This is a genomic window from Streptomyces sennicomposti (assembly GCF_019890635.1).
In the GTDB taxonomy this organism is placed as follows: Bacteria; Actinomycetota; Actinomycetes; order Streptomycetales; family Streptomycetaceae; genus Streptomyces; species Streptomyces sennicomposti.
This window is the reverse complement of record NZ_JAIOAB010000030.1, coordinates 24713-37733: the sequence shown is the minus strand read 5'-3', so window position 1 is coordinate 37733 and position 13021 is coordinate 24713. Positions and strand designations below refer to the sequence as shown.

The window sequence follows — 13021 nt, the reverse complement described above, 5'->3', positions numbered from 1 at the left end:
TCGTGGCCGGGTCCGTGGAAGGCGGGTGGGGCGCTGATGGCCGAGCAGTTCGTCGGGTCCGGGTGGTCGTTCCCGTTGCGGATCGGGCCGACCGGCGGGATCGCGCTGGTCAGCGGGGAGCGGGAGATCGAGGAGGCGATCCGGCTGGTGCTGTCCACGGCGCCGGGCGAGCGGCCGATGCGGCCCGACTTCGGCTGCGCCATCCACGACCTGGTCTTCGCCCCGGTCAACGAGCAGACCGCGGGCCGTATCCAGCACGAGGTGCACGCCAGCCTGGACCGCTGGGAGCCGCGCATCGAGGTGGACGACGTGGAGGTGACGGCGGGCGGCGACCGCAGCGTCCTCTACATCGACGTGCGCTACTCGATCCGCGGCACCAACAACCCGCGCAGCCTCGTCTTCCCCTTCTACGTCATTCCGTCCCACGACGAGCCCGAGGGCGGCCCCGGCCCCTCCGCGGCTCCGGAAAGCGACCGCTGATGGCACTGCCCTCCCCCAACCTCGACGACCGCCGCTTCCAGCAGTTCGTCGACGACGCCAAGCGCTACATCCAGCAGCGCGCGCCGGAGTGGACCGACCACAACGTCTCCGACCCGGGCGTCACCCTGGTCGAGACGGTCGCCCACATGGCCGACCAGATCGTCTACCGGCTCAACCGGGTGCCGGAGAAGAACCATCTGGCCTTCCTGGACCTGGTCGGGATCACGCTGTTCCCGCCGTCGGCGGCCCGCACCGACGTGACGTTCTGGCTGGCGGCGCCGCAGGAGGAGCCGGTGGCGGTGCCGGTGGGCACCGAGGTCGCCACCCTGCGCACCGAGAGCGAGGAGGCCGTCGTCTTCGCCACCGAGCGCGAACTGAGCGTGGTGCCGAGCGAGTTGCGGCATCTGCTGGTGCAGCACCGGGGCGAGGCGGCGATCGACCGCACGCACGACCTGGCCGAGGAGGACAAGGACGTGCTGTGCTTCGCCGAGTCCCCCGACCCCGGCGACTGCATGCTGTTCGGCCTGTCGGCGGCGGTGCCGCACTGCGCCGTCGCGCTGGACCTGGACAGCCGGGTGGACGGCGTCGGCGTGGACCCGCGGCAGCCGCCGCTGGTGTGGGAGGCGTGGACGGCGGACGGCTGGCGGCCGTGCGAGGTGGACCGGGACGGCACGGGCGGCCTCAACCGGCCCGGCGAGGTGATCCTGCACGTCCCCGGCGGGCACGTGCTGTCCCGCAACGCCGGGCAGGAGGCGGGCTGGCTGCGCTGCCGGGTCACCGAACCCCACTCCGGCCAGCCGTTCTACACCACCTCCCCGACGGTCCGGGCCGCCGAGGCGTTCACCGTCGGCGGCACCACCGCCGTCGTGCACGCCGAGACGGTGTACGACGAGGCGCTCGGCGAGTCCACCGGGCTGCCGGGGCAGCGGCTGCGCCTGGCGCACGCGCCCGTGGTCGGCGACGATCCGCCGCTGCTGCTGCAGACCGCCGAGCCCGAGGGCTGGCGGGACTGGCGGGTGGTGCCGAACTTCGCCGCCTCCGGGCCGGACGACCGGCACATCACCCTCGACGCCACCACGGGCGAGATCGCCTTCGGCCCCGCGGTGCGCGAACCGGACGGCTCGCTGCGCCAGTTCGGCGCGGTCGCCCCCAAGGGCGCGCCGATCCGCGCCCACCGCTACCGCACCGGCGGCGGCCGCGCGGGCAACGTGGCCCGCGGCGCGGTGCAGATCCTGCGCACCTCGATCCCGTACGTCTCGGAGGTCGTCAACCGCGAGGCGGCGCGCGGCGGCGTCGACGGGGAGACCGTGGCGGAGGCGAAGGTCCGCGCGCCGATCACCCTGCGCGCCCAGGAGCGCGCGGTGACCCTGCGCGACTACGAGGAGCTGGCCCGCCGGGCCGCCCCGGAGACGGCGCGGATCACCTGCCTGGAGGGCGAGGAGGGCGAGCACGGGGCGTACGCGGTACGGGTGTTGGTGGTGCCGCAGGCGGTCGCGGACCCGGGCGGCCGGCTGCGCTTCGAGCAACTGGTGCCCGGTGACGCCCTGCTGGACCGGATCACCCGGCATCTGGACGAACGGCGCCTGATCGGCACCCGGTTGGCGGTGGGGCCGCCGTACTACCAGGGGGTCACGGTGGTGGCGACCGTGCACGCCTTCCGGGGTGTGGACACCGACCGGGTGCGCCGCGACGCGCACGACGCGCTGTACCGGCACCTCGACCCGCTCACCGGCGGTGCGGACGGGGCCGGCTGGCCGTTCGGGCGGCCGGTGCAGTCCGGTGAGGTGTTCGCGGTGCTCCAGCGGGTGCCGGGGGTGGAGCTGGTCGACCAGGTGGTCCTGCACCCGGCCGACCCGCTGACCGGCAAGCGCGGCGAGGCGACCGACCGTATCGACCTGTCCCGGCCCTCGCTGGTGTTCTCCTTCGACCACCGGGTGCGTGTGATCGGGGACGGTGCCTGATGCGGGGTTCCATCGACGGGCTCGGCTCGTCCGCGCCGATCGGCATGATGCTGCCGGCGGTGTTCGCCGACGACGACCTCGCGCAGCGCTTCGTCGGCGGTCTGGACGAGGTGATGGCGCCGATCCTGAGCGTCCTGGACTGCCTCGACACGTATTTCCGGCCCTCGGTCGCGCCGCTGGACTTCGTCCGGTGGCTCGGCGGCTGGGTCGGCGCGGAGACCGAGGGCGGCGAACCGGAGCCGCTGCTGCGCGCGGCGGTGGCCGCCGCGGCGTATCTGCACCGCATCCGCGGGACCCGGCGCGGGCTGTCGGAGACCGTACGGCTGGCCTTCGGCGTGGCGCCGGAGATCAGCGAGAGCGGGGCGGCCGACTGGAGCGCGCGCCCGCTCGGCCCGGTGCCCGGCGAGCGGCGGCCCCGCCTGCACGTCCATCTGCGGCTGCCCCACCCCACCACCGCGGACCGGCACCGCCTGGACACCCTGGTCGCCGCCGCCCGCCCCGCCCATATGCCGTACACGGTTCAGGTGACCGCCACGGAAGCCGCCGTCCCCGCCGAAAGGACCTCCGAGAGATGACGACCACCCAGAACTGCGCCGACTGCGGCACCCGCGCGGAACCGGGCCAGTCGTTCTGCGACGCCTGCGGGGCGGTGCTGAGCTGGACCGACCGGTCGGCCGCGCCGCGCGCGGCGGCCGGAGCGACGGCGGGGGCGGCGGCCGGGACGCCGGGGGCCGCCGGTGCGGCCACGGCCGGGACGCCGGGGCCTGCCGAGGTGTCGGGGTCCGCCGATGCCTCCGGCTCCGCCGGTGCGCCGGGTTCCGCCGGGACGCCGCGCTCTGCCGGTGGCCGGGCGGCCGACGGGACGGTGCCCGCTGCCGGGGCCTCCGGGGCCTCCGTGACTACTGGTGCGCCGGTGACCGGCGGGACGGCGACGGCCGAGGCAGGTCCGGGCGGCTCGGACAGTTCGGGCGGCTTCGGCGGCTCGGGCGGGCCCGCCGGGGCGCACGCCACGTTCCCGGGAACGGGGGCGACCGGCGGACCGTCGGCGACGGCCGCCGCGACCGGCGGGACCCCGCCTCGGCCCACCGCCACCGCTGCCGACAGCGGACCCGGCAGCGCCCCAGACCCCGCGCCGCGCCACAACGACGACGCCGCAGCGGCGACCCCGGCGTCCCACCCCGCCCAGGGCGTACCCACCCCGGGCGCACCCGCCCCCGGCACCTCACCGTCGGCGGACACGGTCCCCCAGCCCCCCGTGCCCGCGTCCGGCGCCCCCGCCCCGGCCGTGGACGAGAACGACCCCACCACCCCGCTCCCCACCACCCAGGCTCCCGGCGCGGGCGAGGGGATGACGGACCGGGCGCGGCAGCTGCTCATCCCGGTCGCCGACCCGCAGCCGCAGGCCGCGCCGTCCCCCTCGGTGGCCCCGGTGCTGCCGGGCCGGCCGGTCGCGCAGCGGCCGCAGACCGTACGGGCGCCGGGCGAGGAGCTGGGCGCCGACGGCGGGACGCCGTGCCCGTGGTGCCAGACGCGCAACCGGCCCGACCGGCACTACTGCACGCGCTGCGCGATGCCGATGGCCGGCGGCGGGCAGACGCCGGGGCGGCTGCCCTGGTGGCGGCGGCTGACGGCGGCCGGCAACCGCGAGGCCCCCTGGGCCGGCGACCGGCCGCGCCTGCGCCGGGCCTTCGACCGGGTGCTGGCCTGGCTGGTCGCGGCCGTCGTCCTGACGCTGCTGATCGTGCTGGCGGTGCACATCCCGCAGGGCGTCCAGGCGACCCGCGACCACTTCGCCAAGCGTGCCCCGGTCGCGCCGGACCGGGTCACCGCGTCCCGCTCCTACCCGGGACACAAGCCCGACCTGGCCTTCGACAAGCTCAGCAACACCTGGTGGGGCCCCGGGGTGTCCGAGTCGGGCCAGGGCCAGTGGATCGAGGCCCGGTTCTCCGAGCCGACCCGGCTGCTGGACCTGATCATCACTCCGGGAGTGTCCACGCGCCCCGACCAGCTCTCCCAGTCGGCGCTGCCGCACCGCGTGGAGGCGCTGATCACGCTGGCCGACGGCAAGACGACGAAGCGCGAACTCGTCCTCGACCAGGGCGCGGGCGGCCAGCGCCGCGCGTTCCGGGTGGGTAAGGTCTCGGCGGTCCGCTTCATCCTGGAGACCGCGTACCAGCCCTCGGCCAGCAAGCAGGTCTCCATCGCCGAGATCGAGTTCTTCGGCCCGTCGAACGGAAACTGAGCCGCCCCCTCACGGGTCCGGACAGCCCGAAGGCCCCGCCACCTGCGGGGCCTTCGGGCTGTCCGGACCCGAACGTCTCGGCCTACAACCCCACGATCTTGTTCCACCGCCGGGCGAATTCCAGGCGTTCCGTGGACGTTATGTCGCGGGCGATGGCCAGGCGGCGGCGCATGGCGGCGTCGGGGAAGATCAGGGGGTTGTCGGCCAGGGCGGCGGTGTCCTCGTCCTTGGACCTGGCCAGCACCTCCTGGGCCGCGGGGACCGGGCACACGTAGTTCACCCAGGCGGCCAGCTCGGCGGCGACCTCGGGTTCGTAGTAGTAGTCGATCAGGCGTTCGGCGTTGGTCTTGTGGGCGGCCCGGTTGGGGATCATCAGGGAGTCGGACCACAGCTCGGCGCCCTCCTCGGGGACGACGAAGCGGATGTCCGGGTTGTCCGCCTGGAGCTGGATCACGTCGCCGGAGTAGGCCTGGCAGGCCAGGACGTCGCCGCTGACCAGGTCCTTGGTGTAGTCGTTGCCGGTGAAGCGGCGGATCTGGCCGCGGGCCACCTGTTTCTCGACCTGGTCGCACATCCGGTGGAAGTCCGCCGCCTTCCAGGTCCGGATGTCGACGCCGTCCCCCTGCATCAGCAGCGCGAACGCCTCGTCGAGCCCGGACAGCAGGGTCACCCTGCCCTTCAGGTCGCTCGCCCACAGGTCGGAGACGGAGCGGATCTCGCGGCCGAGGCGGCGGCGGTCGTAGGCGATGCCGGTGATGCCGGACTGGTACGGCACGGTGAAGCGCCGGCCGGGGTCGAAGGCCGGCGTGCGCAGCAGCGGGTCCAGCTCGGCGGCCACGTGGGGCTGGCGGGCGCGGTCCATCTCCTGCACCCAGCCGAGGCGGACGAACCGCGCGCACATCCAGTCGCTGATCACGATGAGGTCGCGGCCGGGCTTCTGGTGGTTCATCAGCGCGGGGCTGATCTTGCCGAAGAACTCGTCGTTGTCGTTGATCTCCTCCGAGTAGTGCACGGAGATCCCGGTGCGCTTCTCGAAGGCCTCCAGGGTGGGCCGCCGGTTGGGGTTCTTGTCGTCGGTGTCGATGTAGAGCGGCCAGTTCGACCAGGTCAGCTGCTTGTCGGTGGCGGAGGTGTCCGGGGCCGCGCGCTCGCCGGGCCGGACGTAGGCGGCGGGCACCCCGCAGCCGGCGAGCGCGCCGAGCGCGGACGCGGCGCCGAGCGCGCGCAGCAGGGAACGGCGGGAGGGAGCGGGCACGCTCGCGAGCGGCTTCGGGGGCGTCATCGGTGTCCGGGGCATTGGCGCAGCATCCCGCGACGGCCGGGACCGGGACAATCGACGCTCCGTCGAGCCCGCCGGTGCACAGGCGACACGTTGTCGATCAGCGCCCGCCCCCTGCGGCGGACCGGAGCCCGTGCCGCCCGCCGGACGGCACGACGCGACCCCGGACGGTCCGTCCTCCGTCCGGGGTCGCGGGTCCTACGGCGGGCGCCGGTCGAACACCAGGCGGCCACGCGATCGCGGGCGCCGGTCGCGCCGCGGGCGCGGAGGGCCGCCGTTTCGACGGCGGCTCCCCGCACCCGAGGACGAATCCGGCGGCCCCGCCGAGCGTCACGCGTCCAGCGACGTCATCACGTGCTTGATCCGCGTGTAGTCCTCGAAGCCGTACGCCGACAGGTCCTTGCCGTAGCCGGACTTCTTGAAGCCGCCGTGCGGCATCTCGGCGACCAGCGGGATGTGGGTGTTGATCCACACGCAGCCGAAGTCGAGCTTCTTGGACATCCGCATGGCGCGGGAGTGGTCCTTGGTCCACACCGAGGAGGCCAGCGCGTACTCGACGCCGTTGGCCCACTCGACGGCCTGGTCCTCGTCGGTGAAGGACTGCACGGTGATGACCGGGCCGAAGACCTCCTTCTGGATGATCTCGTCGTCCTGCTTGAGGCCCGAGACGACGGTCGCGGCGTAGAAGTAGCCCTTGTCGCCGACCTGGTGGCCGCCGGCCTCGACCTTGGCGTGGGCGGGCAGCCGCTCGATGAAGCCGGCGACCTGCCGCAGCTGGTTCGGGTTGTTCAGCGGGCCGAACAGCACGTCCTCGTCGTCCGGCTGCCCGGTCTTGGCCTCCTCGGCGGCCTTGGCGAGCGCGGCGACGAACTCGTCGTGGATCGACTCGTGGACGAGGACGCGGGTGGCGGCGGTGCAGTCCTGGCCGGCGTTGAAGAAGCCCGCCGTCGAGATGTCCTCGACGGCCTTCTCGATGTCGGTGTCCTCGAAGACGACGACCGGGGCCTTGCCGCCCAGCTCCAGGTGGACCCGCTTGAGGTCCTTGGAGGCGGACTCGGCGACCGACATGCCGGCGCGCACGGAGCCGGTGATGGAGGCCATCGCCGGGGTGGGGTGCTCCACCATCAGACGGCCGGTGTCGCGGTCGCCGCAGACGACGTTGAAGACGCCCTTGGGCAGGATCGAGCCGATGATGTCGGCGATCAGGACCGTGGAGGCGGGGGTGGTGTCCGAGGGCTTGAGGACGACCGTGTTGCCCGCGGCGAGGGCCGGGGCGAACTTCCACACGGCCATCATCATCGGGTAGTTCCACGGCGCGACCTGCGCGCACACGCCGATCGGCTCGCGGCGCACGATGGAGGTGAGGCCCTCCATGTACTCGCCGGCCGAGCGGCCCTCCAGCAGCCGCGCCGCGCCCGCGAAGAAGCGGATCTGGTCGACCATCGGCGGGATCTCCTCGGAGCGGGTGAGCCCGATGGGCTTGCCCGTGTTCTCCACCTCGGCCGCGATCAGTTCCTCGGCGCGCTCCTCGAAGGCGTCCGCGATCTTCAGCAGGGCCTTCTGGCGCTCGGCCGGGGTGGTGTCGCGCCAGGCCGGGAAGGCCGCCGCGGCGGCGGCCATGGCGGCGTCGACGTCCGCCTGGCCGGACAGCGGCGCGGTCGCGTACGCCTCACCGGTCGCGGGGTTGACCACCTCGGTGGTCCGTCCGTCGGCGGCGTCCCGGAACTCACCGTCGATGTAGTTGCGCAGACGACGCAGCTCGGTGCTCACTGCCGGCCCTCCTTGGCTGGTGCAGGTGTCCAATCACTGAGACACCCACCCTAGTCGGCGCGGCCACGTTTTCAACACCCCCGTCGCCACCAGTTCTGCGAAATCCGCAAACAGCGAGCACTCAAACAACGAATTTCATCGCCCAAGGCTTGCGAAACTGTCGAGACGTCGTGCACAGTGAGGTCGTGGCCAGTCGAAGCGCAGAGCAGAGGGACTCGTCCCGCGAGTCCCGCAACGGGAACGGCACCCCCCAGCTGGACGCCGTCTCCCTCGCCATCATCCAGCAGCTCCAGGAGGACGGCCGCCGGCCCTACGCCGCGATCGGCAAGGCGGTCGGCCTCTCCGAGGCGGCCGTGCGCCAGCGCGTCCAGAAGCTGCTGGACCAGGGCGTCATGCAGATCGTCGCCGTCACGGACCCGCTCACCGTGGGCTTCCGCCGGCAGGCGATGGTCGGCATCAACGTCGAGGGCGATGTCGAGGCCATAGCGGACGCGCTGACTGACATGTCGGAAGTCGAGTACGTGGTGATGACCGCGGGCTCGTTCGACATCCTCGCCGAGATCGTCTGCGAGGACGACGACCACCTGCTGGACGTCATCAACAAACGCATCCGGGCCCTGCCCGGCGTGCGCTCCACCGAGAGTTTCGTTTACCTGAAGCTCAAGAAGCAGACCTACATGTGGGGAACCCGATAACCGTGAGCAAGGACCTCAGCCGAACCGCGTACGACCACCTGTGGATGCACTTCACCCGCATGTCCTCGTACGAGAACTCGCCCGTGCCGACGATCGTGCGCGGCGAGGGCACCTACATCTACGACGACAAGGGCAAGCGCTACCTCGACGGTCTCGCGGGTCTGTTCGTGGTCCAGGCCGGCCACGGCCGCACCGAGCTGGCCGAGACCGCCTTCAAGCAGGCCCAGGAACTGGCGTTCTTCCCGGTGTGGTCGTACGCCCACCCCAAGGCCGTCGAGCTGGCCGAGCGCCTGGCCGACTACGCGCCGGGCGACCTGAACAAGGTCTTCTTCACCACCGGCGGCGGTGAGGCGGTGGAGACCGCCTGGAAGCTCGCCAAGCAGTACTTCAAGCTGGTCGGCAAGCCCACCAAGCACAAGGTCATATCCCGCGCGGTCGCCTACCACGGCACCCCGCAGGGCGCCCTGTCCATCACCGGCCTGCCGGGCCTGAAGGCCCCCTTCGAGCCGCTGGTGCCGGGCGCGCACAAGGTCCCCAACACCAACATCTACCGCGCCCCGCTCTTCGGCGACGACCCCGAGGCCTTCGGCCGCTGGGCCGCCGACCAGATCGAGCAGCAGATCCTCTTCGAGGGCCCCGACACCGTCGCGGCCGTCTTCCTGGAGCCGGTGCAGAACGCCGGCGGCTGCTTCCCGCCCCCGCCCGGCTACTTCCAGCGGGTGCGCGAGATCTGCGACCAGTACGACGTGCTGCTCGTCTCCGACGAGGTCATCTGCGCCTTCGGCCGCCTCGGCACCATGTTCGCCTGCGACAAGTTCGGCTACGTCCCGGACATGATCACCTGCGCCAAGGGCATGACCTCGGGCTACTCCCCGATCGGCGCCTGCATCATCTCCGACCGCCTGGCCGAGCCGTTCTACAAGGGCGACAACACCTTCCTGCACGGCTACACCTTCGGCGGCCACCCGGTCTCCGCCGCGGTCGGCCTCGCCAACCTCGACCTGTTCGAGCGCGAGGGCCTCAACCAGCACGTGCTGGACAACGAGGGCGCGTTCCTGTCGACGCTGCAGAAGCTGCACGACCTGCCGATCGTCGGCGACGTCCGCGGCAACGGCTTCTTCTACGGCATCGAGCTGGTGAAGGACAAGCACACCAAGGAGTCCTTCAACGACGAGGAGACCGAGCGCGTCCTGTACGGCTTCCTCTCCAAGGCGCTGTACGACAACGGCCTGTACTGCCGTGCCGACGACCGCGGCGACCCGGTCGTCCAGCTCGCCCCGCCGCTGATCTCCAACCAGGAGACCTTCGACGAGATCGAGCAGATCCTGCGCGCCACGCTGACGGAGGCCTGGACCAAGCTGTGACCGACGCGTCGCGGTAAGCGCGCGCCTCGGCGCCTGCCGCACGGCGTACGTCCGAGGTGCGTGCCCGAGGCGCACGTCCGAGACGCGTGCCCGAGGCGTACGTCTGAGGCGCGTGCCTCCGATCAGATGATCATCACCGGCCCCGGAGCCGTCCGTTCGAGTGGGAAACGGCGGCCCGGGGCCGTGTGCTGTCCGGGCTCCCGGCGTCGGCTGCCTAGCGTTCAGTGACCGATCGGCTTCGCCTTCGTTCCCTCGTACGGGGGATTCGTACGAAGGATCCCGGACCCGTACGGCAACGCGCGGCATTTCTGATCCGAACCGAGGTGTACGCCATGGTGGCCCCGCCGGACAACGACGTGCTCTGGGCACGCGCCCTGCACTACACCCACAAGGACGGCTCGCCCGCACTCGCCGGCGTCTCGCTCGGCGTCCGGCAGGGCGAGATCCTCGCCGTCGGCGGCCCGAGCGGCAGCGGCAAGACCACGCTGCTGCGCTGCCTGTCCGGCATGGTGCGGGTGCGCGAGGGCGAGGTCTGGTTCAACAGCTCCCCCGTGCACACCCTCGGCCCGCTCGCCCGCGAACGCCTGCGCCGCGAGCGGTTCGGCTGGATCGACCCGGCGCCCGTGCTCGTCCCGGAGCTGAACGTCTGGGAGAACACCGCCCTGCCGCTGATGCTGCGCGGCTCCACCCGCCGCCGGGCCAAGGTGGCCGCCCTGGAGTGGCTGGAACGCCTGGACGCCGGCGAACTCTCCCGCAAACGCCCCCACCAGCTGCGCCAGGCCGAACGGCAGCGCGTCTGCATCGCCCGCGCCCTCGCCTCCACGCCGACCGTGCTGTTCGCCGACGAGCCGACCGCCCCGCTGCACCGCGCCGACCGCGCCCACGCGCTGCGCACCCTCACCACCGCCGCCCGCTCGCACGGCATCACCGTCGTCCTCGCCACCCACGACGCGGAGACCGCGGCCCTGGCCGACCGCACGGTGAACCTGCTCGACGGCCGCTGCGTGAAGACCGTGCACCTGCCACCGGCCGGTGACACCACGGAAGGCCGGGCCGCGTGCTCGCTCTCCGTCTGACCCGCGTCGCGCACCCCGCCGTCCAGCTGCGCCGGCTGACCGTCGTGGCGGCCTCGGCGGGCACCGGCTTCCTGCTGCTGTGCAGCCTCGGCCACGCCCTCGGCCACCCCGCAGACCCGTCCGCCGCGCTGCTGCGCCTGGCCTGGTGCGCGGTGCCGCTGGCCGCCACGGCGTACCTCGCGGTCGCGGTCGCCCGCTCCGACCCCGGCACCCGGCCGCGCGGCGGACTGTCCGCGCTCGGCCTCGGCCCCGCCCGGCTGATGGCCGTCTCGGCCGCCACGACCGCCCTGTCCTGCGCCTTCGGCGCGCTGCTCGCGCTGCTGCTCTTCCTCTGGCTGCGCGGCGACCTGCCGGGGCCGCCGTTCCCGTTCGACGGCGCGCCGCACACGGTCCTCGCCGCGCGCAAGCGGCTGCCGGTGCCCGGCACGCTGCTCCTGCTCGCCACCGTCCCGGCGGTCGCCTCCGCCGCGGTCGCCGCTGCCCTGCGCCCGCGCGAGCCGAAGGCCCCGCCCGCCCGCGCCGCCGGGACCGCGCGGGGCACGGCCGACGACGACCGGGAGACCCACGCCGACGGGAACGGGACGGCGGGCGGGAGCGGGACGGCCGAAGGGAACCGGACGGCAGGCAGGAGCGGGACGGCCGAAGGGAACCGGACGGCAGGCAGGAGCGGGACGGCCGAAGGGAACCGGACGGCGGGCGGGAGCGAGGCGGTCGACGGGAGGCCGGCCGACGCCCCCGTCGCCGACGACGACCCCGGCCGCCCGCTGCCGCCCGACCGCTCCCCCACCGGCCTGCCCTGGGGCATCGCCGTGCTCGCCGCCGGGCTCACCGTCGAGACCTACGCCGGGGGCACGGGCGACGCCGCGCGCGCCGTCCTGCCCGGCGGGCTCACCGCCGGTTCCGCGCCCGTGCTCGCCGGCTGGCTGCTCACCGCCGTCGGCCTCGCCCTCGCCGGTCCCGGCCTCACCCATCTGTGCGGCCGGCTGCTCCAGGCGGTGCGGCCGGGCGCCGTACGCCTGCTGGCCGGGCGGGTCCTGATGGCGGAGGCGGGCCGGATCGGCAGTCCGCTCGGCGTCCTGTGCGCGGTCGCCTCGGCGGCGTTCGCCATGATCGCGCTGCACGGCCGCGCCTCCGGCCGCTTCGGTCCGCTCACCGCGCTGGGCGCGCTGCTCGTGGCCGGCTGCGCGGTGGCCGCGCTGGTCACCGCCGCCGTCGAGGCCCGGCAGCTCAGGGTCGGCACCACCGCCGCGCTCCGGCGGCTGGGCGCCCCCGCCACCGTGCTGCGCTCGGCCGCCGCCCTGCGCAGCGCCGCCCTGCTGGCCCTGTTCGCCCCGCTGACCTGGGCCATCGCCACCCTGGCCGCACTGCCCCTGACCCGCTGAGGCGGCCGTCCCGGACGCCCCGGGAAAGGCGCCGGAAGAAATCCGCGGACCGCCGATGAGTTCCGCGGGCCCGCTCCGTCTACCCCTGCGCACGGCACGCACGGCACCACCCACGACGGGAGCGACCCCACCATGTACCAGCAGATGATCTTCGTGAACCTGGCGACCGAGGACGTGGCCGCGGCGAAGAAGTTCTTCACCGCCCTCGGCTACACGATCAACCCGCAGTTCTCCACCGACGACTGCGCCTGCGTCGTCATCAGCGACGCGATCATCGCCATGCTGCTCGGCAAGAAGCGCTACGCCGACTTCACCGACAAGGAGATCGCGGACTCCACCCGCACCAGCGAGGTGCTGATCTGTCTGAGCGCCGAGAGCCGCGAGAAGGTGGACGAGCTGGTCGAGAAGGCGGTCGCGGCCGGCGGCACGGCGTCGGACAAGGTCCAGGACTACGGCCACATGTACGGCCGTTCCTTCGACGACCTCGACGGGCACACCTGGGAGGTCATGTGGATGGACCCGGCGGCGGTGCAGGGCTGACCCCAGGGTCGTCCTGGCGGCGGTGCAGGGTGACCCAGGGGAGCGTCCCGGCGGCGGTTCTGAGGGGGGCGCCCCGGACGGATTCGTTCCGGCCCGGGCGGGATGCGCCCGGGCGGGGCCGATCGGCCAAGCCGCCCGGATCGGACCGGTTCACAACGGGCCCAAACATGCGGGCGGTTAATGAACGGGCAAAGTCAACGCCCATAGGGGACACGCGCGTTGACACTGCTGA

At 73.3% G+C, this 13021-nt stretch carries 11 protein-coding genes; 9 read left to right on the top strand and 2 right to left on the bottom strand.

Going from position 1 to position 13021, the window contains the following annotated elements:
• Positions 1-36 precede the first annotated feature (36 nt).
• Genes K7787_RS18125 through K7787_RS18110 form a run of 4 tightly spaced genes read left to right on the top strand, consistent with a single transcriptional unit; the run spans position 37 to position 4683 of the window.
• Positions 37-480: a GPW/gp25 family protein gene (locus tag K7787_RS18125; protein WP_019983129.1), complete on the top strand. Its 444-nt coding sequence runs from the start codon at positions 37-39 to the stop codon at positions 478-480.
• On the top strand, positions 480-2441 hold the full coding sequence (locus tag K7787_RS18120; RefSeq protein ID WP_019983130.1) for a putative baseplate assembly protein: 1962 nt from the start codon (positions 480-482) through the stop codon (positions 2439-2441). The genes K7787_RS18125 and K7787_RS18120 overlap by 1 nt, the downstream gene beginning before the upstream one ends.
• Entirely contained in the window at positions 2441-3016 is a 576-nt protein-coding gene (locus K7787_RS18115; RefSeq protein ID WP_009190913.1) for a phage tail protein, read from the top strand. The genes K7787_RS18120 and K7787_RS18115 overlap by 1 nt, the downstream gene beginning before the upstream one ends.
• On the top strand, positions 3013-4683 hold the full coding sequence (locus tag K7787_RS18110) for an NADase-type glycan-binding domain-containing protein (protein ID WP_223002170.1): 1671 nt from the start codon (positions 3013-3015) through the stop codon (positions 4681-4683). Before K7787_RS18115 ends, K7787_RS18110 begins: the two co-directional genes overlap by 4 nt.
• 82 nt (positions 4684-4765) lie before the next feature.
• Here K7787_RS18110 and K7787_RS18105 read toward each other — a convergent pair whose 3' ends face one another.
• Complete coding sequence (locus K7787_RS18105) at positions 4766-5980, bottom strand: polyamine ABC transporter substrate-binding protein (RefSeq protein WP_223002168.1); 1215 nt, start codon at positions 5978-5980, stop codon at positions 4766-4768.
• Positions 5981-6292: 312 nt separating this feature from the next.
• Positions 6293-7732, bottom strand: coding sequence for a gamma-aminobutyraldehyde dehydrogenase (locus K7787_RS18100; RefSeq protein WP_164390099.1), 1440 nt, complete (start codon positions 7730-7732; stop codon positions 6293-6295).
• Between the two features lie 170 nt (positions 7733-7902).
• Between K7787_RS18100 and K7787_RS18095 the strand changes: the two genes are divergently transcribed.
• From K7787_RS18095 to K7787_RS18075, 5 genes are all read left to right on the top strand, one after another.
• Complete coding sequence (locus K7787_RS18095) at positions 7903-8427, top strand: Lrp/AsnC family transcriptional regulator (RefSeq protein WP_009190909.1); 525 nt, start codon at positions 7903-7905, stop codon at positions 8425-8427.
• Positions 8412-9791 carry an aspartate aminotransferase family protein gene (locus tag K7787_RS18090; RefSeq protein ID WP_027758274.1) on the top strand — a complete coding sequence of 460 codons (1380 nt, stop codon included), beginning with the start codon at positions 8412-8414 and terminating at the stop codon, positions 9789-9791. The genes K7787_RS18095 and K7787_RS18090 overlap by 16 nt, the downstream gene beginning before the upstream one ends.
• Before the next feature lie 332 nt (positions 9792-10123).
• Positions 10124-10867 (top strand): ABC transporter ATP-binding protein, encoded by a 744-nt coding sequence (locus K7787_RS18085; RefSeq protein WP_043261355.1) that lies wholly within the window; start codon positions 10124-10126, stop codon positions 10865-10867.
• Positions 10849-12249 carry a hypothetical protein gene (locus K7787_RS18080; RefSeq protein WP_223002167.1) on the top strand — a complete coding sequence of 467 codons (1401 nt, stop codon included), beginning with the start codon at positions 10849-10851 and terminating at the stop codon, positions 12247-12249. Before K7787_RS18085 ends, K7787_RS18080 begins: the two co-directional genes overlap by 19 nt.
• 132 nt (positions 12250-12381) lie before the next feature.
• Positions 12382-12789 (top strand): VOC family protein, encoded by a 408-nt coding sequence (locus K7787_RS18075; protein ID WP_223002165.1) that lies wholly within the window; start codon positions 12382-12384, stop codon positions 12787-12789.
• Positions 12790-13021: the final 232 nt, after the last annotated feature.

What these genes read in the sequence shown, in the direction of transcription:
- K7787_RS18125 (WP_019983129.1), top strand. Translation starts at nt 37, where the DNA reads ATGGCCGAGCAGTTCGTCGGGTCCGGGTGGTCGTTCCCGTTGCGGATC.
- K7787_RS18120 (WP_019983130.1), top strand. Translation starts at nt 480, where the DNA reads ATGGCACTGCCCTCCCCCAACCTCGACGACCGCCGCTTCCAGCAGTTC.
- K7787_RS18115 (WP_009190913.1), top strand. Translation starts at nt 2,441, where the DNA reads ATGCGGGGTTCCATCGACGGGCTCGGCTCGTCCGCGCCGATCGGCATG.
- K7787_RS18110 (WP_223002170.1), top strand. Translation starts at nt 3,013, where the DNA reads ATGACGACCACCCAGAACTGCGCCGACTGCGGCACCCGCGCGGAACCG.
- K7787_RS18105 (WP_223002168.1), bottom strand. Translation starts at nt 5,980, where the DNA reads ATGCCCCGGACACCGATGACGCCCCCGAAGCCGCTCGCGAGCGTGCCC.
- K7787_RS18085 (WP_043261355.1), top strand. Translation starts at nt 10,124, where the DNA reads ATGGTGGCCCCGCCGGACAACGACGTGCTCTGGGCACGCGCCCTGCAC.
- K7787_RS18075 (WP_223002165.1), top strand. Translation starts at nt 12,382, where the DNA reads ATGTACCAGCAGATGATCTTCGTGAACCTGGCGACCGAGGACGTGGCC.